Annotated in this window: 20 protein-coding genes and 1 pseudogene; 13 read left to right on the top strand and 8 right to left on the bottom strand. The window is 41.6% G+C overall.

Features of this window, described 5'->3' with window-relative positions; all coding sequences use genetic code 11:
• Positions 1-188 precede the first annotated feature (188 nt).
• From fbp to O9324_RS25195, 3 genes are all read right to left on the bottom strand, one after another.
• Positions 189-1,235: a class 1 fructose-bisphosphatase gene (fbp, locus tag O9324_RS25205; RefSeq protein WP_288141639.1), complete on the bottom strand. Its 1,047-nt coding sequence runs from the start codon at positions 1,233-1,235 to the stop codon at positions 189-191.
• 270 nt (positions 1,236-1,505) lie between these two features.
• Complete coding sequence (locus tag O9324_RS25200; RefSeq protein WP_288141638.1) at positions 1,506-2,288, bottom strand: DUF3153 domain-containing protein; 783 nt, start codon at positions 2,286-2,288, stop codon at positions 1,506-1,508.
• Between the two features lie 2 nt (positions 2,289-2,290).
• Positions 2,291-4,543 carry a ribonuclease R family protein gene (locus O9324_RS25195; protein WP_002771855.1) on the bottom strand — a complete coding sequence of 751 codons (2,253 nt, stop codon included), beginning with the start codon at positions 4,541-4,543 and terminating at the stop codon, positions 2,291-2,293.
• Positions 4,544-4,965: 422 nt separating this feature from the next.
• On the opposite strand from O9324_RS25195, the gene O9324_RS25190 reads away from it, so the two are divergent.
• Positions 4,966-5,652, top strand: coding sequence for a slr1353 family protein (locus O9324_RS25190; protein ID WP_288141637.1), 687 nt, complete (start codon positions 4,966-4,968; stop codon positions 5,650-5,652).
• Between the two features lie 249 nt (positions 5,653-5,901).
• On the opposite strand, the gene O9324_RS25185 is transcribed toward O9324_RS25190, so the two are convergent.
• Positions 5,902-7,098, bottom strand: coding sequence for a DUF4377 domain-containing protein (locus O9324_RS25185; RefSeq protein WP_288141636.1), 1,197 nt, complete (start codon positions 7,096-7,098; stop codon positions 5,902-5,904).
• 449 nt (positions 7,099-7,547) lie between these two features.
• Here O9324_RS25185 and O9324_RS25180 point away from each other — a divergent pair, with 449 nt between their 5' ends.
• The 3 genes from O9324_RS25180 (at position 7,548) to O9324_RS25170 (ending at position 9,053) form a co-directional block, all read left to right on the top strand.
• Positions 7,548-7,892, top strand: coding sequence for a YbaB/EbfC family nucleoid-associated protein (locus tag O9324_RS25180; RefSeq protein ID WP_288141635.1), 345 nt, complete (start codon positions 7,548-7,550; stop codon positions 7,890-7,892).
• 59 nt (positions 7,893-7,951) lie between these two features.
• Positions 7,952-8,674: a pyridoxine 5'-phosphate synthase gene (locus tag O9324_RS25175; RefSeq protein WP_288141634.1), complete on the top strand. Its 723-nt coding sequence runs from the start codon at positions 7,952-7,954 to the stop codon at positions 8,672-8,674.
• A gap of 67 nt (positions 8,675-8,741) precedes the next feature.
• Positions 8,742-9,053 (top strand): MgPME-cyclase complex family protein, encoded by a 312-nt coding sequence (locus O9324_RS25170; protein WP_002783106.1) that lies wholly within the window; start codon positions 8,742-8,744, stop codon positions 9,051-9,053.
• A gap of 337 nt (positions 9,054-9,390) precedes the next feature.
• Here the strand turns inward: O9324_RS25170 and O9324_RS25165 are convergent, their stop codons facing one another.
• A complete protein-coding gene (locus O9324_RS25165) occupies positions 9,391-11,031 on the bottom strand; it encodes a phospholipase D-like domain-containing protein (RefSeq protein ID WP_288141633.1) in 1,641 nt (546 codons plus the stop codon).
• Positions 11,032-11,374: 343 nt separating this feature from the next.
• Here O9324_RS25165 and O9324_RS25160 point away from each other — a divergent pair, with 343 nt between their 5' ends.
• The 6 genes from O9324_RS25160 (at position 11,375) to O9324_RS25135 (ending at position 16,906) form a co-directional block, all read left to right on the top strand.
• Entirely contained in the window at positions 11,375-13,801 is a 2,427-nt protein-coding gene (locus tag O9324_RS25160; protein ID WP_288141632.1) for a dynamin family protein, read from the top strand.
• A gap of 206 nt (positions 13,802-14,007) precedes the next feature.
• On the top strand, positions 14,008-14,868 hold the full coding sequence (locus O9324_RS25155; RefSeq protein ID WP_288141631.1) for a formylglycine-generating enzyme family protein: 861 nt from the start codon (positions 14,008-14,010) through the stop codon (positions 14,866-14,868).
• 46 nt (positions 14,869-14,914) lie between these two features.
• Complete coding sequence (locus O9324_RS25150) at positions 14,915-15,223, top strand: nucleotidyltransferase family protein (protein WP_024970637.1); 309 nt, start codon at positions 14,915-14,917, stop codon at positions 15,221-15,223.
• Positions 15,210-15,380 carry a hypothetical protein gene (locus O9324_RS25145; RefSeq protein ID WP_002771831.1) on the top strand — a complete coding sequence of 57 codons (171 nt, stop codon included), beginning with the start codon at positions 15,210-15,212 and terminating at the stop codon, positions 15,378-15,380. The genes O9324_RS25150 and O9324_RS25145 overlap by 14 nt, the downstream gene beginning before the upstream one ends.
• Positions 15,381-15,384: 4 nt before the next feature.
• Positions 15,385-15,960: a Uma2 family endonuclease gene (locus tag O9324_RS25140; protein ID WP_288141630.1), complete on the top strand. Its 576-nt coding sequence runs from the start codon at positions 15,385-15,387 to the stop codon at positions 15,958-15,960.
• A gap of 49 nt (positions 15,961-16,009) precedes the next feature.
• Complete coding sequence (locus tag O9324_RS25135) at positions 16,010-16,906, top strand: AEC family transporter (protein ID WP_002789129.1); 897 nt, start codon at positions 16,010-16,012, stop codon at positions 16,904-16,906.
• 275 nt (positions 16,907-17,181) lie between these two features.
• Here O9324_RS25135 and O9324_RS25130 read toward each other — a convergent pair whose 3' ends face one another.
• Complete coding sequence (locus O9324_RS25130) at positions 17,182-18,450, bottom strand: O-antigen ligase family protein (protein ID WP_288141629.1); 1,269 nt, start codon at positions 18,448-18,450, stop codon at positions 17,182-17,184.
• 1 nt (position 18,451) lies between these two features.
• Positions 18,452-19,279, bottom strand: a complete 828-nt coding sequence (locus O9324_RS25125) for a YaaW family protein (protein WP_002789131.1) — start codon at positions 19,277-19,279, stop codon at positions 18,452-18,454.
• A 97-nt stretch (positions 19,280-19,376) separates the two neighbouring features.
• On the opposite strand from O9324_RS25125, the gene O9324_RS25120 reads away from it, so the two are divergent.
• The 3 genes from O9324_RS25120 to O9324_RS25110 all read left to right on the top strand — a co-directional run bounded on the left by O9324_RS25120 (position 19,377) and on the right by O9324_RS25110 (position 22,897).
• The gene (locus tag O9324_RS25120) at positions 19,377-20,354 is read left to right on the top strand and encodes an NAD(P)/FAD-dependent oxidoreductase (RefSeq protein ID WP_288141628.1); all 978 of its coding nucleotides are present in this window, start codon (positions 19,377-19,379) and stop codon (positions 20,352-20,354) included.
• Positions 20,355-20,420: 66 nt separating this feature from the next.
• Entirely contained in the window at positions 20,421-20,675 is a 255-nt protein-coding gene (locus O9324_RS25115; protein ID WP_002771824.1) for a DUF7219 family protein, read from the top strand.
• Between the two features lie 158 nt (positions 20,676-20,833).
• A complete protein-coding gene (locus O9324_RS25110; RefSeq protein WP_288141627.1) occupies positions 20,834-22,897 on the top strand; it encodes an ABC transporter ATP-binding protein/permease in 2,064 nt (687 codons plus the stop codon).
• 64 nt (positions 22,898-22,961) lie between these two features.
• Here the strand turns inward: O9324_RS25110 and O9324_RS25105 are convergent.
• Positions 22,962-23,190, bottom strand: a pseudogene (locus O9324_RS25105) (hypothetical protein); the annotation flags it as partial.

Here is a 23,190-nt window from a genome sequence, read left to right as displayed (position 1 = left end):
ATCAAGGGGGGCAGGGGGGATCGGCACCCCCCTTATCAAGGGGGGCAGGGGGGATCGGCACCCCCCTTATCAAGGGGGGCAGGGGGGATCGGCACCCCCCTTATCAAGGGGGGCAGGGGGGATCAGAGGCAAAATCTATCTTCAATTTAATTATAACTACTTACTTAATCGCTAAATAAAACTATAAGTTAAACTCCATCGCGATGACGGCGATCAGCGATAAAAGACTCTACTAATTTAACATCTTCGATACTACCGATCACTAAAGGTGTGCGGGTGTGTAATTTATCGGGAACGATATCTAAAAGATTTGTCACCCCATCACTAGCTTTACCTCCTGCCTGTTCAATTAAAAAAGCAAGGGGGGCAGTTTCATAAATTAAGCGCAATTTTCCCTGGGGATTTTTAACAGTACCCGGATAGAGAAAAACACCACCCTGCATTAAAATTCGGTGGATATCTCCCACTAATGCCCCACTGTAACGGGCCGTGTAACCATCATGACGATGGACATAACGGGTATAGTCGCGAATTGCCTCATCCCACTGCCAAAAATTGCCCTCATTGGTACTATAAATCGGGCCATGGTCGGGGATAATAATATTTTCTTGGGCAAGGATAAATTCCCCTAAACTGGGGTCAAGAACAAAGGCATGAACACCACGACCGATCGAGTAAACTAAAATAGTCGAGGGTCCGTAGAGAATATAACCGGCGGCGATTTGTTTACGACCATTTTGCAGTAAATCCCGCGCTTCTCCGTCTAAATCATTGTCTTCCTGTTGACGGATGGCAAAAATCGAACCCACATTTAGGTTAATATCCACATTGGAAGAACCATCGATCGGGTCGTAGAGTAGGGTATAGCGACCGATGGGACAGTTTTCTGGGATATAATAGGGTTTATCCATTTCCTCGGAAGCAAGACGGCAAACTAAACCACTTTGCTTAAAAACCGAGATAAAGACTTCATTGGCAAAAACGTCCATTTTCTTGACTGATTCCCCTTGTACGTTGGTTTCTCCAGTAAAACCTAGCACATCCGCCATTAATCCCGCTTTACTGAGACGACGGGCAATTAATTTCCCCGCTAGGGCAATCCGACTCATAATTGCGCTTAAATCCTGTGCGTCGGGGGAAAAGCTTTGTAGTTGCTGCAGGACGTGACGGGAGAGGGTGGTACAATCTCGATCGAGGCTATGTTCGGGGATAGAAAAGGGAATATTGCTAACCATAACTGTAATTGCCAGTAATAAAGTAAAAAAAGGGAAACTCGTCTAGTCTCAATTATGACTATGATTTGATCCTAGCCAAAATTTTCCCTATTGTTGGCCAATTTTTAGATCAGTTTTAGAGTTGGCTAATTTTTCTCTTATTGATCATTAAATTTTGGTCAATAAGTGGCTGTTTATAATTAAATTGAAGATGGATCCCCCCTTAATCCCCCCTTGATAAGGGGGGTGTCTGACAGTTTTTAACACTAACTACTTAGTTGCCCTCTCAATTTAAGTCGATGGGGATATACCGGGCAAGCGTTTATATTTCAAGTAATAGGCAAAAACTGTTATTAAAACAATAACGATTGTGCCGATACCTAAATAGTTAGGAACCCAAAAAGCCGCCGTAATGGTGTTAATTTCTCCCGGTTTTAAATGCCAAATTAACTGATTGTCAACTTGTTCTACTGGGGGATTTAATCCTGAGTCATCTTCAATATTTTGACCAGCGAAGGAAGTCTTTAAAGCGAAGTCGATATCAACTAAGGAACCGGGGCTAATGATAATATTTCCCTGTTCGGAAAGTACACCCAAAGCCCGCAAATCAACGGTTAATTTTAAGTTTTTCTGGTTCAAAAAGAACCAATCTTGTTCTGTCACTGCCAGTTTTGAATCTAGTTGCAGTAACTTTATATCATCGTTATTAGGGGAATTTGTGATTTTAAAGGAAGAACTAGGATCAAAAAATTGATTGAATTTTTCCTCTAATTCCTGACTATTACTAAAGGGAATAGTGACAATTATTTCTCGTTCGGAAATATGAGCGGTTTTCCCCTTAAGTAATTTTGCCCTCTGTTCGATACTATTTAACCATTTAGTGGCTTCGGTTTGACTGAGACTGGTTAAACGTTGTCCGAGGGTGATATGTTGAATAATTTCCCCGTGGTGTTGGTGGGGAAAATTAATGCCTACATCGTAACGGACACAGCCAGTTAAAAAGAGAAAAATACCGCATAAAAAGGGCAGAATAAAGCGGGTTTTCCCGATTTTTTCGGTGGTTGGTTGATTCATAATTAATCTTCTTCTAAGTCGTCATAACTTGCTGAACTGCCACCGCTAACCGTAACTAGATCGATTTGCTGACGATAATAGTCTACATCTTTTACCTCCACTTCTACCTCATCACCGAGACGATAGGCAACGCGATTTTTTCGTCCTACCAAACAGCTATGACGGGCGCGATATTCGTACCAATCATCCTTGAGAGAAGAAACATGGACCAACCCTTCCACTAATAAATCGGAAATTTCCACGAAGAAACCATAGGATTGTACACCGGTAATTAAGCCGCGAAAAACTTGACCCATTTTTTCTTTCATTTTCTCGGCTTTTTTCAATCCTTCTAGGTCTTTTTCGGCATCTTCAGCAATTTTTGAGCGATCATTGAGATGGGAAACAATTAGATGGCTTTCTTCTTCTAACTCCTCCTGAATTTGACTTGGGAGAATATTCCAATGAATCTGTCCATGACAGCTATTACTGCCCAAATTAACCCCGACTTTGACGATTTTGCTGCGGCGATCTTTCCCCTCAGTTAATAGAAGTTTTAACACCCGTTGTACCCAAAGATCGGCATATCTTTGTAGGGGGGAGAGACAGTGGGTATAATTGCTAGGATAGGCCAAACCAAAATGGGGCAGAGGATGGCTGCTATATCTAACTAATTTGAGAGTTTCTTGCAGGAGATAATTGAGGACTTTCACCGATGAAGAAGCGGAAAAAGTGCGGGTGAGATTTTGATAGTCATTGGGTTTAATCTCCTCCTCGGCAGTTAAATTTAATTCTGCCCCTAAATTATTGGCTAATTTGAGTAAATCCTCCAATTCATCCCAATCCGGTTCCGATTGTCCACAGTAGATACAGGGCAATTTTAAGGCCTGTAAATGTTCAGCGACAACTTTGCCGGCTAAAATCGCCACTTCTGTCAGTAAAGAACGGGCTGGTAAATTATTAGAAGCGAGAACAGTCCCCCCCCGTCCTTCATCTTTGTAGGGAGAGATTTTGTCTAATTGAATATCAAAACTACCCCGCTGCAGACGTTGGGATTTTAGGGTGGGGCAAACGCTGAAAAATAAATCTTTCAGGGTTTCAACGGTATCGGTGGGGGCAGCTTCGCTATCTTCTTCACTGAGCAGATCGCGCACCTGTTGATAGGTAAAATGTTGATCCACTTGGATGAGGCTGCGGGTGATTTCGTACTCCACTAGCTCCCCCTTATCATCGAGGGTGACGAGGATAGAAATAGCGGGGCGCTGTTCTTGGGGTGACAGGGAACAACGACTGGCAAGGGCAGCCGGGACTAATGGCAGCACTTTTTCGCCTAAATAGACGGCTGTTCCCCGTTTTTTGGCAACTTTATCCAATAATCCGCCCCGTTCGATGTAACGGGTGACATCGCTGATATGAATGGCGACTTGCCAGCGATTTTGGTTGATTTTCTCTAAAGAAAAGGCATTTTCAATGATTGGGGGATAATCCAGGGGGGTGTCATCTTCGATGGTAAAGGTGAAGAGTGGAGTTAAATCTCGCAGTTGTTCTTTTTCGCCACTATCGAAGAAATCTGCTAAATTATCGGCAATTTCAAGGGCTTCTGGCGGAAAATTATGGGGTAGATCGTGTTTACAGGAGACGATATCTGTGTCGGCAGCGGCCTCGGCCGTGGAACCGAGAATGCGAGTAACTTTACCGATGGGAGGCATTTCCCCTAGGGGATAACGGAGGACGGAAACATGAACGAGGTGATCGATATTTTCTTGGAGATTTTGACCATTTTCGAGGAGATTAAGCGTAAATTTCAGGCGATCATCGAGGGGAACCGCCACAAACTGCTCATTTTCCTGTTTTACTTGCGCTAGAAGCGAAGGATTAGCTCGTTCGAGAATTAATCTCACCTCTCCTTCTGGGGAACGACGACGGGTTCCCTCGCGGATGATTTTGACTAAAACTCGATCGCCATTCCAAGCGTTACTGAGATGATTTTTCGAGACGTAGATGTCATCAGCATCTTCGATATCTTGGATAGCAAAGCAAAATTCTTTACTGGAACAGCGCAGCTTTGCTTCTACGATATTTTCCTCGATCACACGACGATAGCGCCCCCGTTCTTTGACAACCATTCCCAGACGTTCCAAAGCATCGAGAATCACTTGCAATTTTTCGCAGCTTTCGGGATCGTCTTCGCAGCCTAATTTTTTTTCGAGAAGTTTACCCGTAGCTAATTTATCATCACTAAGATGAGAGAGGAGTGTGGCGATCGAGAAGTCCATCTAACAATAATCCTTACTTACAAGACACTGACGGAATGGTGGACAATTAAGTTTAAATACTTATATAATGAGAGGATTGATTTAAACCATTGACTCGAGAGATTATCTCTATCGGGCTAATTGCGATCGCTGTAGGTGACAGTGAAGGTAAACTAAGCAAGCATCGAACACCCGAACCTACCTTGAGAATTATCGAATCCTTCCTTAGGATAAGCCAATAGCGAACACTGGCAAACTTTTTGGCGATCGCTCTTCTTGCTGGCAGAAGCTTCAGCCTAGTAGAATCTTGTTACCATGGGCAAGGCTAATCCTAGAACTGAAAATTTTATCTAATCTTTGATCCTAGCAAGAACTTGCTACATTTTTCCATAATTACGATAGAGTATTTTATTATAAGTACAAAAGAACTCGAAAAAGTCACCATGTTGCAAAAGTTACGCCAACGTTACCCCCAAGTTGCCCTGATTAGCGAGTTAGTTCAAATCGATCACGGCAAGTATATTGTGAGAGCGATCATCGAAATTGAGGGAAAAACGGTCGTTACAGGTTTAGCTGCGGCAGATACGGTGGAAATCGCCGAAGATAGAGCCAGAGAACGAGCTTTACTGCTTTTAGAGGCTGAAAACACCCCCGATCTCCAGCTTGTGGAAAAAATCAGCCCCAATAATATTTCTCTACCGTCCGATTTACCTAAAACCGTCCCTAGTGCCAAAAAATCGACTAAAACGGCTAAAGTCACCGAAATACCTCGTCCTGAAGCTAAAATTGAACCGGAATTACCCCAAGTTAAGGATATTCCTTTACCGGAACCAGAGCCTTTATTATTAGAAATGGAACCCGATAATTACTCCTTATTATCAGAATTGCCAGAAGAAGCGAGTTTAACTGAAGAAGAACCCCCGGCACCGGAACCAGTTGTTGTTATTCCCGAAGAAATCGATTATTCAGTGCTTAAAACTAAAATTGATGTGGAGATGAAACGATTAGCTTGGACCACAGAAAAAGGTCGGGAATACCTGATTTCTACCTATGGCAAAAAGTCCCGTTTACTGCTAACTAATGAGGAGTTATTAGAATTCTATAACTACTTATCTAGTATCAGTGCCTAATCAATAAACCTGCTGCATAAATCAAAAATCTTCCGTTAAGTGAGGAGTCCCCGAGCCAGTATTCTCCGAGTCAGGAGAAGCAGAAAGAAATAGATTATTTTCTACTGCTAGAAAAGCGATCTTTTTCTGGAAAATGCGATTAAAAACTCACTTTTGCGGGAGATATAATAAAGAAGCTATTAGCTGCCAGTCTTTTTTTCCCTATCTCACTGATAACTGATAACTGATAGCTGATAACTGATAACTGAATTAGTTTCTCACTGCTTCTGTTTCTGCTTCTTTGGGAACAACAACTGGCACTCCGCTGACTGTTTCAATTTGATAAATAACGCGACTTAATTGGGAAGGACAACAGAGAGGATCCGTATCTTTATAGCGATTAAAAACCACAATAATTCGATCGCTATTTTGTAAAACAATTCTCTGAGATGCACCATCAGTGCGGGAATCCATCGGTCGCGGGGAAAGAGTGCCAGCGAATTTACCATCGACAAAAACAAAGTCTTGATAACCCATTGGTCGGCACATTCCATCCACTCCACTCATGGCCGAAATAACGCTAGTTTTACCATAGGTTTGCACGGATCCGTACAGTAACCATCCTGCTTTATTAAGCGCTTGATCATTGGCAGTAATTGCCGGACGAACCTGTTCACGACACTGGTTATCGATCACGGTTTTAACGGGAGATTTGGGTATAGGTGCCTTGGCTTTATTCCAATTAGTTAACGGTCGATCAAACCAAGCTCGCGGAGTCTCTTTTTCAGGGGTTTGGCTAATAACTTCTAATAGCTTCCATGTTTCCGAACTTTGATTATTAGCTGGATTGGACACGGTTTCAACGCTAACTTTAATTTGATAGAAAAATCCTGGTTTATAATCAAATCCCTCGATACTATTAGGGAACAATCTCCAGTTTTCCTCTGGTTTTTCTCGTATCTGTAAACAGTCTTTGGTTGGTCCTTGGCTACAGGGTTGTTTCCTAGAATTGATATAAATTGTCTTTTCCGTGCGCGTGGTGGTCGGTGCGGGGGTAAAAGTGAGGATTCCTAAACCTTCGGGAGTACGATAAAATAACTGTAAATCGCCTTTAGCTGTCACTTGGAATTGTTCCACTCCTTGCAAGGCAGCAAGATATTGATTTTCTTGTTTCATCTCCGGTTCCGGACAAGCTTTTTTCGTAGTAGCGATCGCTTGATTGATCTGAAGCGTGTCATTATTGACTTGATAGCCAGTATTATACTGGTTGCATCCGGCCGAACCACTGAGGATATTTTTCTGGAAAGCGGCAGTAATTTCCGTTTCTTTCACCAAACTTCCGGCTGTCCACCCCCTTAGTTTCCATCGAGTCCCCTCCAAAGGGGAAGTATTAGCGATCGCCGCTTTCCCTGCTAAAGCACAACTTAGGGCAATTGTCAAGAAAATTCCCGTTTTTTTGGCGTTCAAAATTGCTATTCTCCTCGTCAAAGCAACAATTGTATTATGGCGTGAGGTAATCGACTCAGTGGTTGGGATAATTTTGCGGATTTCTCTTTCTGACCATCCCGTGACGGATTAAGAGAGAACAAGTTCCCGCAAACCTTAACTTAGTCAGAAAGTCATCGTTGTCATTAGCTCTCCTGCAAAAATCAAAAATCTGACCTTAGGTAAGGAGACAGGAGACTCCGAGACAGGAGGAGAAAAAAGACAATAGACAACTATCCTATCCATAAAACCTGAGATTATGTCCAATTTATCGGAGCTTTTAGATATTTTGACCCGATAGCTCCTCGATAACTTACTTTTGCCGGAGGTCTATTAATCACTTTTTGCCCTGTGAGGGCAAAAAGTTGACCCGGTTCACCTTAAGCAGTACAATAAAAACCTTGAATGACCCCTTAAACAAAAAAAACACCATGGCACAAGGACAAGGATTCGGATTCGGTCTCGGTAAGATTAAAGAATTACAAGACGCTTTCCAAAAAGCGCAACAGGTGCAACAAGGGGCCAAAGTTCTGCAAGAAGAACTGGAAACTATGGAAATTCCCGGCCAGAGTGAAAATGGCTTGGTGACAGTCTATCTCAGTGGCAACCAAGAACCCCGGGGGATTGAAATCGACCCTTCTCTCCTCTCCCAAGATCTGGAGATTGTGGCCGAGTCTATTCTAGAAGCCATGAAAGTCGCCTATAGTGCCTCCACGGAAACCATGCGCGCCAAAATGGAAGAACTGACCAGTGGTTTAAATATCCCCAGTATGTAATCGCTTTTGACCGCAATGGTAAGATGGAAAGTTGGACTAACAAACAAGGAGGTTCAACTTTGCTGACTTTGGGTGTCAATATCGACCATGTGGCCACAATTCGCCAAGCGCGCCGTACCGTGGAACCGGATCCCGTGGCGGCGGCAGTTTTGGCTGAAATCGGCGGCGCTGATGGCATTACCGTTCACTTGCGCGAGGATCGTCGTCATATCCAGGATCGCGATGTGCGGATTCTCCGGCAAACGGTGCGGACTCATCTGAATCTGGAAATGGCCCCGACGGAGGAAATGATCGCCATTGCTCTCGATATTAAACCCGATTATGTCACCCTTGTCCCCGAAAAGCGCGAGGAAGTGACCACGGAAGGGGGGATCGATATGCTGGGCAATTTTGACCGTTTTTGTCGGGTTGTCGAGCGCCTACAATCGGCTAATATTCCCGTTAGTTGGTTTATTGATGCCGATATTGCCCAAATTCAAGCGGCCGCTAATACGGGGGCGAAATTTATTGAACTCCACACCGGTCAATACGCCCAAGCACAACAGGAGAGCGATCGTCAAGCAGCATTAACAATTCTTAAAGAAGGTTGTGAATACGCTTCCTCTCTGGGTTTGCGGGTGAATGCCGGTCACGGTTTGACCTATTGGAATGTTTATGCCGTCGCCTGTTTGCCCAATATGGAAGAATTGAACATTGGTCACACAATTATCAGTCGTGCGGTTTTAGTCGGGTTGGAACGGGCTGTTAGGGAAATGAAATTGGCTATGCGTGGGCAATTGTAAAGGCTATCAGCTATCAGCTAATCTCCCGACTAGGGAACAATTACAGTGAAAAATTAAAGGAAAGATGATGACAACTTATTATTATTTGGTAGCCAGTCAAAAGTTTTTAGAAGAAGAAGCGATCGAAAAGGAAGTTTTGAAGGAAAGAATCAGGAATTATCAAGAAAAAGGTCAAGAAATTGATTTTTGGTTAATTGCCAATCCAGCTTTTTTAGATACTCCCGCTTTTGCCGATATTAAAAAGAAAACTCCCCAACCAGCAGCGGCAATTGTTTCTCTCAACCAACAGTTTATTACTTGGCTAAAATTGCGTCTAGAATACGTTATTACCGGACAGTTTGAGGCTCCTTCCGATACTATTCCCGAACCGTTAAAATAACCCTTTTGGACTGGGGTAAATAAGTGGTTATAATTAAATAGAAGATAGATTTTGGGTTCGATCCCCCCTGCCCCCCTTGATAAGGGGGGTGCCGATAGGCGGGGGGAACCCCCTTAATAAGGGGGGCTGACGATTTTAACACCTACCTACTTAGCTTGCCGTAATATTAAATCCGTTGAGTAACGCACAGAAAACGGGTTTCTCGGAGAAACCCGTTTTCTGCTCATGCAAGAGGCAAAAGGGGTCATAAATAATCAGTTTTTAATAACCGGATTTAGTATAACAAGGGAAAATTGCTAGTTTTTGTCTGTGGCTAAAAATACAGACGAAGCAATCATCACCAGCTAACTTTGCCTTTGAGCTTGTTAATTTTTCCCTTACCGATTCCCGATACTCGATCCAAATCTTCTAGGGAAGTAAAGGGTTTTTCTTGCCGGGCTGCGATAATTTTTTCGGCTAATTTGCCACTGATACCGGGTAAAGTATCTAGTTCCTCTTTTGTGGCAGTGTTTAAATTAATTAAGCGATCGCTTTTAATTGTTACAGATTGGGGGCAGTTTTTTCTATCCCGTTCGATCCGATTTTTAAGAGTTTCCGGCAGTCCTAATTTAGCGGTACGGTAAAGATATTGAAATTCTCGATCGAAATGAGCGGCAACGGTGGGATTATCGATAATAACTAAAGCTTCATCGTTTTGGTGGTTAGCAGCTGCTGACCAATTATGAGAACCAGTAATCACAATTTTATCATCGATTAAACCGAATTTATGGTGTAATTTATCTCCCCGGGCTAGATCGGGAACTCCTACGGTATTAATTGGGTTTTGCCAAGGCTGATTATCTGGTTCATAACGACATTTATTACTGAGAGCAACTCCTAATAAATCTAATCCTTCGCTATAGTATCGGAAGGCAAAACTAGGATCAATTAAAGCTTTAATTTCTGTCCCTTTTTGATGTCGTTGGGCGAGAATATTAGCTAAAGGCTGTTCCGTCAGGACAAACAGGGCTAAATTCACGGATTTTTTAGCTTTATTTAAAGTTTCACCGATCAGACCATTGCTAGTAATTGCCCAGGGATAAGTGGCAGAATCGGGGGAAAATTTGACCGTCAGACTACTATTACCGATAGTAATTGTTTGTGGTTTTCTGTGGGGTTTATCTAACCCAAATCTAGGACGATCTTCCCTTCCCCACATCAGATTAAATTCTCTTTGAAAAACTCTAGCTAGTGGGGGATTAGTAATGACTAATAAGTGATTGGCATTCCCGACGGTTTCGGGATTAGAAAAGTCTCCATGAATATCACTTAAGGTATAGTTAGCCGAACTGATTAAAGTAGTGTGATTATCAATAACCATGAATTTATGGTGCATTAAACCACTACCTTTTGAGCGATCTGCACTATCATCAATTAGGGGAATACCAGCTTTTTTGAGGATAGTAATTGCATCTCTTTGGGCGATTTCCTCTGCACTTAATTTACCATCTCGATTTATGTCAACTAAATCAAAAAGGTTTTGATAACGTTCCTGTTCTCGATCGCTTGATTGTTCTTGGTTTTTGGCTAAACTATTAATAGGTTGATTGTAAATATTTTCGAGGATAACCCTAACTTTAATTCCCTGCTGCTGACGAGCAACTAAAGCTTGAGCGATGGCGGGTAAACGTAACTCTTGCACTGCTAGATCGATCGAACTTTTTGCGGAGTTGATATTATCAATAATAACCTGTTCTAAATTATCCCCTGGGCGATTAATTTGGCGATAGGGATCGGTATAATTTGAACCCTGGGCCTGATTATAATTAAAATAGACTTGAATATATTGATCTTGGGGCAAGGGTTGGGGACGATTTTGGATAACATTGAGAGAATGACAACCCCACAAAAGAAAAACTGTTCCTAACAAAAATCCTAACTGTTTCATAGTCCGAATTTTTTTTAATCTCAATTTATCTATTGCCATATTTGTCCACATAATTATCATTATCCTAGAATTCAGGAGGAGTCAGGAGAGAATTTTTACCTAAGGAGGTTCTCGGAAATCGGTATGTACTAAATTGATTATAAGTAGTCGGACATAAATTCTGTTGTCTATCTTAAGAAATGTAAATTGCCGCGATTCTTACTGACTACTGACTCCTGACTCCACAGTTAACTTTACTTTTGTCCAACTACTTAATCAATCCTGATTCTAGATTGAAGACGACGACTTTGTCCTTGATTGCTTAAATCGCTGACCAAAGATCTGACATCTAGTTAGTGAATTTTGTTATAATCTGGGGAACAATAGCACTGTTCTTCTAGATCTGGGTTTTACCATGACTGAACTTTTACCCCAATGCAGTAATCTGGCTGGTAATGTTAACAGTATAATTGAACTACTAAAAGGCGAATCCTCTCTCCGCAATCAACAGGATACCAGCAAGATAGAAATCGCCCTACAAAAAGCCATTTCTCCCAAATTTGAAATCGTTTTCGCCGGTGCTTTTAGTGCTGGGAAATCAATGTTAATCAATGCACTTTTAGAGCGAGAATTGCTGTATAGTGCCGAAGGACACGCAACGGGTACGGAATGTTATATTGAGTACGCAGAAGCTGATGAGGAAAGAGTGGTTTTAACCTTTCTCAGCGAAGTAGAAATTCGTACTTTAGTCGATACCGTCTGTCAAAATCTGCAATTAACCAATCCCAGTAACATTAATTCCCCGGAATACTGTAGTCAGTTAAACCAATACTGTCAAAAAATTATCGAACAGGAAGGGGGAGAAGGCAAATCCGAGCGAGCTAAACAAGCTCAGGGTTTAAAATTATTAATTGAAGGATTTACCCAAAATCGTGAGCGGATCCATACGCTGCATAATGCCACCTATTCCATGGAACAATTTCACTTTTCTAATTTAGCAGAAGCCGCTAGTTTTGCCCGTCGTGGTAGTAATAGTGCCGTCTTAAAACGTCTAGAATATTACTGTCATCATCCTCTCCTTAAAGATGGTAACGTTTTGGTAGATTTGCCCGGTATTGATGCCCCAGTCAAAAAAGATGCCGCCTTAGCCTATCGTAAAATAGAGCATCCTGATACTTCGGCAGTGGTTTGTGTTTTAAAGGCTGCTTCTGCGGGAGAATTAGCCACAGAAGAAACGGAATTACTCGAAAAAATTCGCTCTAATGCTGGTATTCGCGATCGAGTTTTTTATGTTTTTAACCGCATTGATGAAACCTGGTACGCAGCCCAACTAAAACAGCGTTTAGAAAACCTAATCCAAACGCAATTTCGTGATACTTCCCGCCTCTACAAAACCAGCGGACTGTTAGGGTTTTATGGGTATCAGGTGAAAAATCAAACCAATATTAATGAGCGTTATGGTTTAGATTCTATCTTTGCCGAAAGTGTTAAAAATTTAGGAGGACAAGAAGAAACACCGCAATTTGTCAGCGAGTTTAATAACTATTGTGCCAACTCTGGTAAATTACTGGCAACTCCCTTTAAAGTTTCCATCCACGGTTATGAAACTCCCAATAAAAATTATTTCCGAGTTTTAAGCGAGTGGGGAACTCCTTTACTAGAGCAGTTAATTGCTGATAGCGGTATCGCAGAATTTCGCACGGCAATTACTCGTTATCTCACCGAAGAAAAGCGTCCGCAATTGTTTGCAACTTTAGCTGATGATTTACAATCTCTCTGCATTACTCTCAAAAATCATTATCAAGAGATTTATCGTGATTTAGAAAGTCAACCACGAGAAATTGAGGCGATGAAAGCTCTGGAGTTAAATCACCTCAATCAAGAGTTAAAGGAAGTGGGAGAGAAATTAACTAAACATATCGATGGTTATGTCAATGCTATCGTGGTTAATAGCGATGAAAACTTTGAGGAAGACTTTAAGAAACTGAAAGCGAGAATGGTATCAAGATTGGATGAGTTATTAAATACTTTTTCTGTTAAAAATGCTTACTCGCAAGCGACTTTAACCCATCCCCGCAATGCTACAGCACCTTTATTAGCAGTATTAGTAGAAGCTTTTTATTATCTGTCTAACCAGCTAGAAGATGTGTTAATTGAGGAGTCAACCAGTTTAGTTAGTCGCTTTTGTCAGCGTCTTTTAGATGCGGTAAGGCAAGGTGATTATTATCGGCAAATTTATCGTTTATTGGGTAACGATAGTGGCATAGAAAATCAGCTAAAACAGCTAGAAGAGCAGTTAATTCATGCCTTAGTTTCCGAAGCGAGAACAGAGTGCGATCGCTATGTAAGAGAAAATCACAATTTTTACAACGAAGGCACTTTTTCTATCTTTCAATTTCGGCAAACTGTCCAACAAACTGCCCAAGGTTATGACTGTGAAAGTATTCTTGATGCTGAACCTGCTATCCGTCAATTACTTAAGTTAGATTTTGAGCCAAAGGTATCAGCGACAATTCAGAAAAACTTCCGTCAAACTATTAATAATACTCTAAAAAATCAATTGATACCAATGGCAAAAAAACAAGCCGATACTATTCTACAACAGTTCAATCAAGCTCGTTCTTATCTAGAACAAACCTTAGAACAGGAAGCGGCGGAAAAAATTGCTAATAATGCCCACAAACAGGAAGAAATTAACCAAAAAATTGAGAATTATAACCAAGCGATCAACTCTCTCAATACTTGTTTAACTGCTATGGGTTTACAGAAAAATCATTTACCTGTAATTGGTGAACAAGAATTAGAGATTGTCCCGGAAGCTGTTAATCACTCCAGCAATTAATATGGGGAGCGGGAAGGTGGAAAGTAGGGGGAAACAATCCATCTGTTAAAAACCGATTTGCTGTCAAAGCAAAAAATTAATTAAAATTAAAACTCATCGGGGGATAAGCGATCGAAGTCTTGTTATTCTTGTAACTGGTGGGTTGCGAGATTTTTCTAGACTCGCAGCTTAACCCGATCAACCGATAACCGATAGAGGGGTGCAGAATGGGAGAATGGTTAGATTTTACCGATGAGGTGGTCACTGTTAATGGCAAAGGCGAGGAAATTAAACGGGAAAAAGTCACTAATCGAGGTTATAAATATTTTTTAAGCAAAAAAACCTTTTTAGAAATGATTTCTATCCCTAGCGGTCAACACCTCATCGGTGCGCCCAAAAGCGAGTTAGGCTGGAAATTGAGTCAAAGTCCCCAATCTCTGGTTAATATTCAGACTTTTTGCCTGAGTCGCTACCCAATTACCCAACGACAATGGCGCGAGGTGGCAAAATTAGAACCAGTCAATATTGAACTTAATCCCTATCCGGCCCATTTTGAAGGTTACGATCGCCCCGTAGAACAAATTAACTGGTGGGAAGCGGTGGAATTTTGCGATCGCCTATCCCGTCTCACAGGACTGAATTATCGTTTACCCGCAGAAAAAGAATGGGAATACGCTTGTCGGGGAGGTACATCAACCCCCTTCCACTTTGGCCCGACAATTTCCACTGATTTAGCCAACTATTCCGGGGTGGACTGGGATTATGGCGGGAAAGTGTGCAGTTCTGGTCGTTATGGGGAAGGTCGCTTAGGATGCGATCGCAGGGAAACCACACCGGTGGGAATGTTTGCCGTCGCTAACCCTTTCGGACTCTACGATTTGCACGGAAATGTCAGGGAATGGTGTGCAGATTACTGGCGCGATAACTACGAAGCAGCCACAATAGAAGATAGGGACAGACGAGTTTTACGCGGCGGTTCCTGGAATGATGGCCCGAACAAATGTCGCTCGGCCTACCGGGTCAAATTTCTGGCTACTGCTGGACTCTATGATATTGGTTTTCGTGTCGTTAGCGATAATTCCCCTTAAATCTGAAAACCGATCGCTGATTACTGGTGACAGGGAGGTGAAAAAATTGAAAATAGAACTACCCCAGCAAATAATCAGCGAATTTTGTCAGAAATGGCAGATATCTGAAATGTGTTTATTCGGATCGGTTTTGCGGGAAGATTTTCGTCCAGACAGCGACATTGATATACTGGTCAGTTTCCAAGATAGTGTTTCTTGGGGACTTCTGGAGTTTTCGAGGATGAAACGGGAATTAGAGAATTTATTGGGACGGAAAGTTGATTTGCTAACGAAAAAATCGATCGAGCAGAGTCATAATTGGATTCGTCAACGAGAGATTTTAGAGACAGCGCAAGTGATTTATGTGGCGGGATAAGGCTTTTTTACTAGATATTGTCCGAGCCGGTCAATTAGCTCAACAATTTGCCGAGCAACCAGCAAAATTTGCAGGTGTTTGTCAGACAATTTTTGAAAATGTACCGCTCCTCGATCGAGAGTTAGAATTGATTTTAGAGACAATAAAAGTGATTTAACCAAATGATTACTAACTTTGACTATAACTATCTTTCCCCGGAAGATTATTTAGCAACGGAGAGAATAGCTAAAGATAAACACGAATACATTCGCGGTCAAACCTACGCCATGGACGGTGCAAGTAAAGCCCACGGTATGATTATTATCAACTTAGCCACGCTTTTAAAAAACCGGCTGCGGGGTAGTGGTTGTCTTGTCTATGCCACAGCTATGAAAGTTCGTCTAGAAATAGCTAATAGTTATTTTTATCCCGATCTTGTAGTTACTTGCGACTCGCGAGATCATCAGTCTTTCTCAGAAGATTTTATCCGTTATCCGCGCTTGGTTGTAGAAGTATTATCCCCCACTACTGCTGCCTTTGACTGGGGCGATAAATTTGCCGACTATCGTTCCCTTGAAACTTTAGAAGAATACCTTCTTATCAGTCAAGAACGCATCAGTGTAGATTGTTTTCGTCGCAATGATGAAGGATTCTGGGTTCTTTATCCATATAGCAAAGGAGCAGATATTTATCTAGCTAGTATCGATTTTCACTGTGCGATCGAATCTTTATATGAAGACATAACAGAAATCCGTTAAAAAATCAGATCAGTTTTTTTCTATGTACTATTTACTTTTTACCTGATTAATGCTTGTCATCCTCTCCGCTATTATTCCAGTGGGTTTTATCATCCTCATCGGTGTGATAGCAGGAAAAGTTCTCACTGTTGAAGTGCATTCCCTTTCCCAAATCACGGTGTATATTCTTGCTCCCGCTTTGGTGATTGATGGACTCTATCGCACCACTTTATCTGGCAGCAATATCGGTTTAATTCTCCTAGGCTTTGCCCTTATTTCACTGGTAATGGCGATTGTCGTCGAAATTATCGCCTATTGTCTCAGTCTCGATGCTGATACCCGCAAAAGCCTCATGGCTGCCGCCGTGATGCCTAATAACGGTAATATGGGTTTACCTGTGGCTAGTTTTGCCCTGGGTGCGGCTGGACTGGAAAGAGCGATAATCTATATGATTGGCTCTAGTATTCTGTTATTTGGTATTAGTCCCGCTTATTTGCGAGGAAAAAGCTTTCTTTCAGGATTTCGCCTAGTTTTTCAATTGCCCTTAATCTGGTCAATTTTTATCGGCATTAGCTTTCAAACTTTCTCTTTTCATCTTCCCCTGCAATTAGATAAAAGTATTAGCTATCTAGGACAAGCGGCAATTCCTTTGGCTTTAATTATCCTAGGTATCCAATTATCTCAGCAAAAATTAGCGATCGGTAAATTAGAATTATTAGGGGCCTGTTTGCGTCTTTTAGTCGCTCCTCTTTTGGCATTTGCGATCGGCAATAGTTTAGGATTAACTGGTATGGATCTAAAAATTCTTATCCTACAAAGTGCCATGCCCACTGCCGTTAATACTGTCATTTTAGTCACAGAATTCGGTGGTTCGGCCGCTTTAATGGCCCGCACAGTTGTGGTCACTACCCTTGCTAGTTTTCTGACTATTCCTTTCTTTCTTTGGTTATTAAAAGTCTATTTATAAGTAGCTGGTTTTAATTAAATTAAAAATGGATTTTAGGTTCGATCCCCCCTACCCCCCTTGATAAGGGGGGTGCCGATCCCCCCTTAATTCCCCCTTAATAAGGGGGGCATCTGATAATTTTTAACGCCTACCTACTTAGCAGTTATCTTAATGGTGAGGTGCGAAGTTTTCTTTTTGGGGAGCCAGTCGTCAGTTATCAGTTATCAGTCATCAGTTAACTGGAAAAAGCTCCCCGTCTCCCCACTTCCCCAATTACCCACTTCCCCAATTCATAATTAATAATTTAACCTTTGACTCACTCCGGCAATGGCAGCCAAGAGAAGCCAAACAATAGTATTAATCTTGACATCGGAGAGGGTGACATCGACGAGATTAAATAAAATGCAAGCACCAAAGGCCACCAGATAGGTAAAGATAATTAACTCACCCCCGGCTTTTTGTTGCCGTAGAAAGATAAATAAACGCCACCCTTGGGCATAAATCCAACCCACCCAAACAGACAATAAAATTAAGCCAATAATTCCCGTTTCTGCCATTAACATCAAATATAAATTATGGGGATGACCTAACCACAATCCCTGACTTTTTTCGTAGAGCGGTGTAAAACTGCGTAATCCCCAACCGAATAGGGGTCTTTCTTGGGTCATTTCTAGAGTAAAACGCCATTGAGTTGATCTGAGAGTCGCTATAGGACGATTGGGGAACATTTCATCGGATAATCGCGCCCAAATCGCCCTAGGAACCAAAAAACGCAGACTATCCCTGAAAGGATTTGGTCCCCAAGAAGCAAGAGAAATCACCCCCCCCAAGAGGACAAAACCAGCGACTAAGGCATTCCAACCCAGATAAAGGGCGAAAATTAGGCAACCTAAAAAGGCTAAGGCCCAAGCATTGCGAGAATTGCTTAAAAATAGCCCTACACTGTCGATAAATATAGTTAAAGTTAAAAACCCGACTTTGAGATTTAAAAGCTTATTTCTTTGTCTGTGCCACTGCCGCCAAGTTAGAATTAATAAACCGATCGCTAAAATCAGAGTTATGAGTAAATAAGCCCCTAAAAGATTAGCATACATAAAAACCGAAGACATCCGCCCCAAAGGTTCGCCCCCCGCTCCGTAGGGCCAGGTAAAAATCCCTTTTAATGCTTCCGGTTTTTGCCAACCGAGAAAAATTTGTCCCCATCCCATCACCACTACCCAAACCGACGGAATAACCATCACCCAAGCTAGTTGACGCAATTGAGAGGGTTTTTTAATTAATTGTCTGATATTGCTAAAAAAGAAGAAAAAAGGTAGGAAATTTCCTAAACCAATCCAAGCATCCCCCGGAGTTGGGGAAAGACTGGCACTAATCATTAACCAAAGTGTGACGATACCGAGACCTTGATTGAGACGTGACTGGATAATTGCCCGAAAATTGCCGGTAAAAACCCTAATTAACACGATAATAATGCCGATACCCGCCAACTCCGGCAGCATCATGGCGATAAAAACTGAAAAAAGTATTAAATTCCACTCCCACCCTTGACAAAAAATCTTTTTCATGCTACGCAGGTTGCCAACAATCCTCACGAGTCAGACGAATTTGGGCAAGGGCAAAAATAGTCGGGATAATCCGGCCGTAATCAGTGGCGATCGCTTTCCAACCGAGATCAGCAATAAACCAACCCCATAAAGCCGGTCCTACCAAACTTAACACGGTTCTGACCGCTCCGTAGCGGGCTGCCGCCCTAGTCATGCCCTGTTTAGCCGTTTGTAGGGCGATTTGATTAACAATTGTCCCACCCTGGACTAGGGCAGTTTTTGCCCCTTGATAGCGGACAAAATGAAGAGCGAACTGCCCGGCGATATGTTTGAGCAGAATCGGTTTCAGGATAGAATTAATGGCGATGACGCTACTGCCTTTGAGGACTATATCAAGGGGATTGTGTTGTAGGTGAACGGGTAAGGGTTGGGGAGTGTGGGAATCCGCGAGCGCCTTTTGAATTTGAATCGAGAGGGATTTTTGTTCCGATGGGGGGAGACGTTTCCAAGCTTTGTTAACGAGGTGAAGATAGATTTCCGCTTCAATTTCCGTTGTCGGCATTTTTTGGGAGTAGGGAACCTTGAGGAAATGACAGACACGGACGAGAATTTGACGATAACTAACTTTTTCGGTTTGACCTTTTAATACTGTCACACCATCGGCAGCCAAATAACGAAAACGATCCTCGACGCTATCTAACCAACTGTCCCAATCTTGACTTTGAACGGCGATTGCGTCCGGCGCTCGTAGATAATCGAGAGGGTTAAAACGACGGCAAAAGAGGATGTTAGTGATTTGCTGTAGTTCCTCCTCGGTGGCTAACTCCAAAGCTGTGCGTAATTCGTCCAATGTGGTTTGTCCTCCTCAGCCCCAATAATCAAATCAGTTTCGCTAGTGCTGATTACTACTAATATTAACTCAAGGGTTCACAGGATTAGGAAGGCTAGTGACAAATTTTTCGATTAAGGTTGGGATCATTGGTGCGGGTTTAGCCGGGTTAACCTGCGCTCGTCAGTTGTGCGATCGAGGTTATACTGTTAAGCTATTTGATAAGTCTAGAGGCATTGGTGGTCGTTTAGCCACGCGACGGGTTAATCGAGCTAATCAAGAGATGGCTGTGGATCATGGCTTGCCTTTTTTGACTGTTCAGGGCGAAAAAACGGCGGCTTTAATTGATAATCTCCTGAGAGAGAATATAGTTACTTCTTGGTTTGATTCTAGCTATGTTGCTCCTTCTGGCATCAATAGCGTGGCGAAATTTTTAGCTCAAGGTTTAGAAATTGAACGAGATTTTCTGGTTACTCGTCTGGAAAATCGTCAGGAAAAATGGGTTTTAAACAATAACGGTCAAATTCGAGGGGAGTTTTCCGTGATTGTCCTAGCTATTCCCGCTCCGCAAGCGGCGTTATTGTTAGAAAACTCTCATATAACTACTATGCCAGAATTGCGATCGATCGTTTACGATCCCTGTTTAACGGTAATGGCAGGTTATGGCGATTCTTTACCCGCAGTTACTCCCTCCACCGCTATCGCTTGGTTAGGACTTGATAGCAGTAAACGGCAATCATCCCCTGATTATGTCTTTGTTGTGCATAGTAGTGGAGATTTTGCGGTTAAATATCTCGATAGCGAGGATTTAGAAGCAGTTAAGCTAGATTTGCTCGCTTGTGCTTCTTTGCCTCTCCCGGATTGGTCTCAGATGCACCGTTGGCGTTATGCTTTAGTCCGTCAGGGTTTAGCTGTACCCTGTTTAAGTGTTAATAGTCCTTTACCTCTAGTTGCCTGTGGTGATTGGTGTCAAGGGGGAGATTTATCGAGAAATTCTTCCCTAGAAACGGCCTTAGCTTCTGGGATAGCGGCGGCTAATCAAGTTCAGCAGCTACTCTCTGAAGAATCTAGAGACAAGTTCAAATTCTTAGGTTAAGCTTAAGTTAACAAAAGGTTAAATAATATAATAATGTAGGTATCCTATACTGGGGGGTTGGTGACAATGGAAAAATTCAATTCTAAAGATAACTTTCTCTACCCTAAAACCAGCTACAGGGGTTTATTCACGCCACAAAATTTGGTTTTTAACGCTAATTTGCAGGAATTCGCCCTGAGAGTCTCTTTTATCGCTGGTTTACACACGGGGGGAAAACTTACCTCCACGGAAGCTTACGAGAAAATTAACCAGCTTTGGCAAGAGTTGAATACCAGTCAAAAATTCCTACTAGCTAATCATTTTGAGGATGACGGAGATTGAGAGATGGGGTTTTTTAGTGATCAGTAAACAGTAATCAGTATCTAAAGTGCTACTTCTAGATAAAAATGTCAACAAAAGACAACAAGAGGTAATTCTGCCGCTACAATATGATAGCGAGTTGTCAAGAGAACAGTAAAAGAACTGCCAATTGGATCTAGATGCCTCAATATACTACTAAACAAGCAACGGAAAACCCTGTTGTGTCCGCTCAGTCCGCCAAGAATCCCTTTTCACTATTTGGTCAATTTTGGGAAAGCCTAAAAATTGTCGCTCAACCCTATTGGTATCCAACGGAGTTAAATGGACGTGCCTTTGGAGATGTGATCATTTCTTGGGGAATGTCAGCTTTGATCCTCTTAAGTATCTTGGCAACAGTCGGGGTAGAAGCTTTTAGTAGCTACTGGAATCGTTATGTACTCGATATTATTATTGAGGATAGAGACCTTTCTAAATATCTCAATACGCTTTGGTTATCCAGTTTGTTGATTATAGGAACAACGGGGTTATTTGCTTTTTCTCAATTTATTCGTCGTCGAGTGGCATTGGATTGGTATAAGTGGTTAACGAAACAAACCGTTAAAAAATATCTCAATGATCGCGCTTACTATAACATCGATTTTACCTCGAACTTAAAAAATCCCGATCAAAGATTATCTCAAGAAATTGAACCAATTACGACCATGACCATGAGGTTTTTAATTACCTTCGTGGAAAAAGGGTTACAAATGATTACTTTTGCGATTATTCTTTGGACAATTTCCCCACAAATTGCGGTTTATCTAATAATTTATACGATCGCAGGAAATTTCATAGCAATTTATCTAACTCAAGAATTAAACAAAATTAATCAATCGGAGCTTAATGATAAGGCGGATTATAGTTATGCTTTAACCCATGTGCGTAACCACGCCGAATCAATTGCTTTTTTTCAGGGAGAAGAGCAGGAAGAAAAAATCATTGAAGGTCGTTTTCAACGGGTTATTGAAAGCTCGGAAAAACTGATCAATTGGGAACGGTTTAATAATCTTTTTAATCGAGGTTATCAGTCAGCGATTAGTGTATTTTCAATGTTTATTTTGACCCCGATGTTTATTCAAAACGAAATCGATTATGGAGAAATTAGTCAAGCTAGTTTATGTTGTTTTCTTTTTTCTAATGCCTTGGGACAATTAATTACTGAATGGGGAACATCGGGTAAAGTTTCCAGTTATATTGAACGGTTAGCTACCTTGACAGATGCCTTAAAAGTTGCCAGTGAAGAGCCGCAAAACTTAAGTCGTATTACCACCCTGGAAGATGAGCGTATAGCTTTTGAGAATCTTACCCTACAAACTCCCGATTATGAAAAGGTAATTGTGGAGAATTTATCGGTTTCTGTCCCTTTGGGAGAAAGCCTACTGATTATTGGGCCCAGTGGTAGAGGAAAAAGTTCCTTGTTACGAGCAATCGCCGGTTTATGGAAAGCGGGTAGTGGTCGTTTAGTACGTCCTTCTTTAGCTAAAATGTTATTTTTACCCCAACGTCCTTATATTATTCTTGGCAGTTTACGCCAGCAATTACTTTATCCCCATACCAATGAGCAGCTGAGCGATGAAGATTTAGAAAATATCTTAAAAAAAGTCAATCTTCAACATTTATTAACCGACAAAAATAGCTTAGATAAAGAAGTCAATTGGGAACAGATTTTATCCCTCGGAGAACAACAAAGATTAGCTTTTGCTCGACTATTAATCACTAAACCCACTTTTACTATCTTAGATGAAGCAACCAGCGCTTTAGATTTGGCCAATGAAGCCAGTTTATATAGGCAATTACAGGAAAGTGAAACCACCTTTATTAGTGTTGGTCATCGGGAAAGTTTATTTAATTATCATCGATGGGTCTTAGAGTTAACAGAAAATTCCCATTGGCAGCTGTCAACTGTAGAAGATTATCAGCGCAAAAAAGTTAATGACCTGGTAATGATGTCAAAAAAATCAGAAAATTTTTCGGCGGTAAAAATAGAGCCTTTGTCTGAGGTTAAACCTGAGCATAATGGGGAGATTACAGGAGTTTCTGAAATAACGGAAGGTTTGTCCCATCAACAAATGCAGTCCCTAACTGACTATTCTTTAAGTAACGTCCGGAGTCGTGCCAGTTTAGGTAAAATCATTACTGCTAAAGATGGGGTTAATTATCGTTACGATAAAGACCCAAAAGCCTTAAAATGGGTGAGAATATAGCTAATGGGGTGACAAATAGATTGAAATTGAGACAGAGTATTCAGACTTCCCCCTCTCAGGAGAACTAGAGAATCAGGTTTTTGCTGGCTAAGTTGATTAACACTGATAACTGATAACTGATAACTGATAACTGATAACTGATAACTGATAACTGATAACTGATAACTGATAACTGATAACTGATAACTGATAACTGATAACTGATAACTGATAACTGATAACTGATAACTGGTATAGGAGTTTTATCAAATGAAAGCACTGGAAAAACTTGTGACGGAACGATTATATTTAGT

It is taken from the genome of Microcystis sp. LE19-84.1B, assembly GCF_027531875.1.
GTDB classification, from domain to species: domain Bacteria; phylum Cyanobacteriota; class Cyanobacteriia; order Cyanobacteriales; family Microcystaceae; genus Microcystis; species Microcystis panniformis.
Note: the sequence above shows the minus strand (reverse complement) of the source record. Positions and strands in the feature narration are given on the sequence as shown.

What these genes read in the sequence shown, in the direction of transcription:
- fbp (WP_288141639.1), bottom strand. Translation starts at nt 1,235, where the DNA reads ATGGTTAGCAATATTCCCTTTTCTATCCCCGAACATAGCCTCGATCGA.
- O9324_RS25200 (WP_288141638.1), bottom strand. Translation starts at nt 2,288, where the DNA reads ATGAATCAACCAACCACCGAAAAAATCGGGAAAACCCGCTTTATTCTG.
- O9324_RS25195 (WP_002771855.1), bottom strand. Translation starts at nt 4,543, where the DNA reads ATGGACTTCTCGATCGCCACACTCCTCTCTCATCTTAGTGATGATAAA.
- O9324_RS25190 (WP_288141637.1), top strand. Translation starts at nt 4,966, where the DNA reads ATGTTGCAAAAGTTACGCCAACGTTACCCCCAAGTTGCCCTGATTAGC.
- O9324_RS25180 (WP_288141635.1), top strand. Translation starts at nt 7,548, where the DNA reads ATGGCACAAGGACAAGGATTCGGATTCGGTCTCGGTAAGATTAAAGAA.
- O9324_RS25170 (WP_002783106.1), top strand. Translation starts at nt 8,742, where the DNA reads ATGACAACTTATTATTATTTGGTAGCCAGTCAAAAGTTTTTAGAAGAA.
- O9324_RS25165 (WP_288141633.1), bottom strand. Translation starts at nt 11,031, where the DNA reads ATGTGGACAAATATGGCAATAGATAAATTGAGATTAAAAAAAATTCGG.
- O9324_RS25160 (WP_288141632.1), top strand. Translation starts at nt 11,375, where the DNA reads ATGACTGAACTTTTACCCCAATGCAGTAATCTGGCTGGTAATGTTAAC.
- O9324_RS25155 (WP_288141631.1), top strand. Translation starts at nt 14,008, where the DNA reads ATGGGAGAATGGTTAGATTTTACCGATGAGGTGGTCACTGTTAATGGC.
- O9324_RS25145 (WP_002771831.1), top strand. Translation starts at nt 15,210, where the DNA reads ATGTGGCGGGATAAGGCTTTTTTACTAGATATTGTCCGAGCCGGTCAA.
- O9324_RS25140 (WP_288141630.1), top strand. Translation starts at nt 15,385, where the DNA reads ATGATTACTAACTTTGACTATAACTATCTTTCCCCGGAAGATTATTTA.
- O9324_RS25135 (WP_002789129.1), top strand. Translation starts at nt 16,010, where the DNA reads ATGCTTGTCATCCTCTCCGCTATTATTCCAGTGGGTTTTATCATCCTC.
- O9324_RS25130 (WP_288141629.1), bottom strand. Translation starts at nt 18,450, where the DNA reads ATGAAAAAGATTTTTTGTCAAGGGTGGGAGTGGAATTTAATACTTTTT.
- O9324_RS25115 (WP_002771824.1), top strand. Translation starts at nt 20,421, where the DNA reads ATGGAAAAATTCAATTCTAAAGATAACTTTCTCTACCCTAAAACCAGC.
- O9324_RS25110 (WP_288141627.1), top strand. Translation starts at nt 20,834, where the DNA reads ATGCCTCAATATACTACTAAACAAGCAACGGAAAACCCTGTTGTGTCC.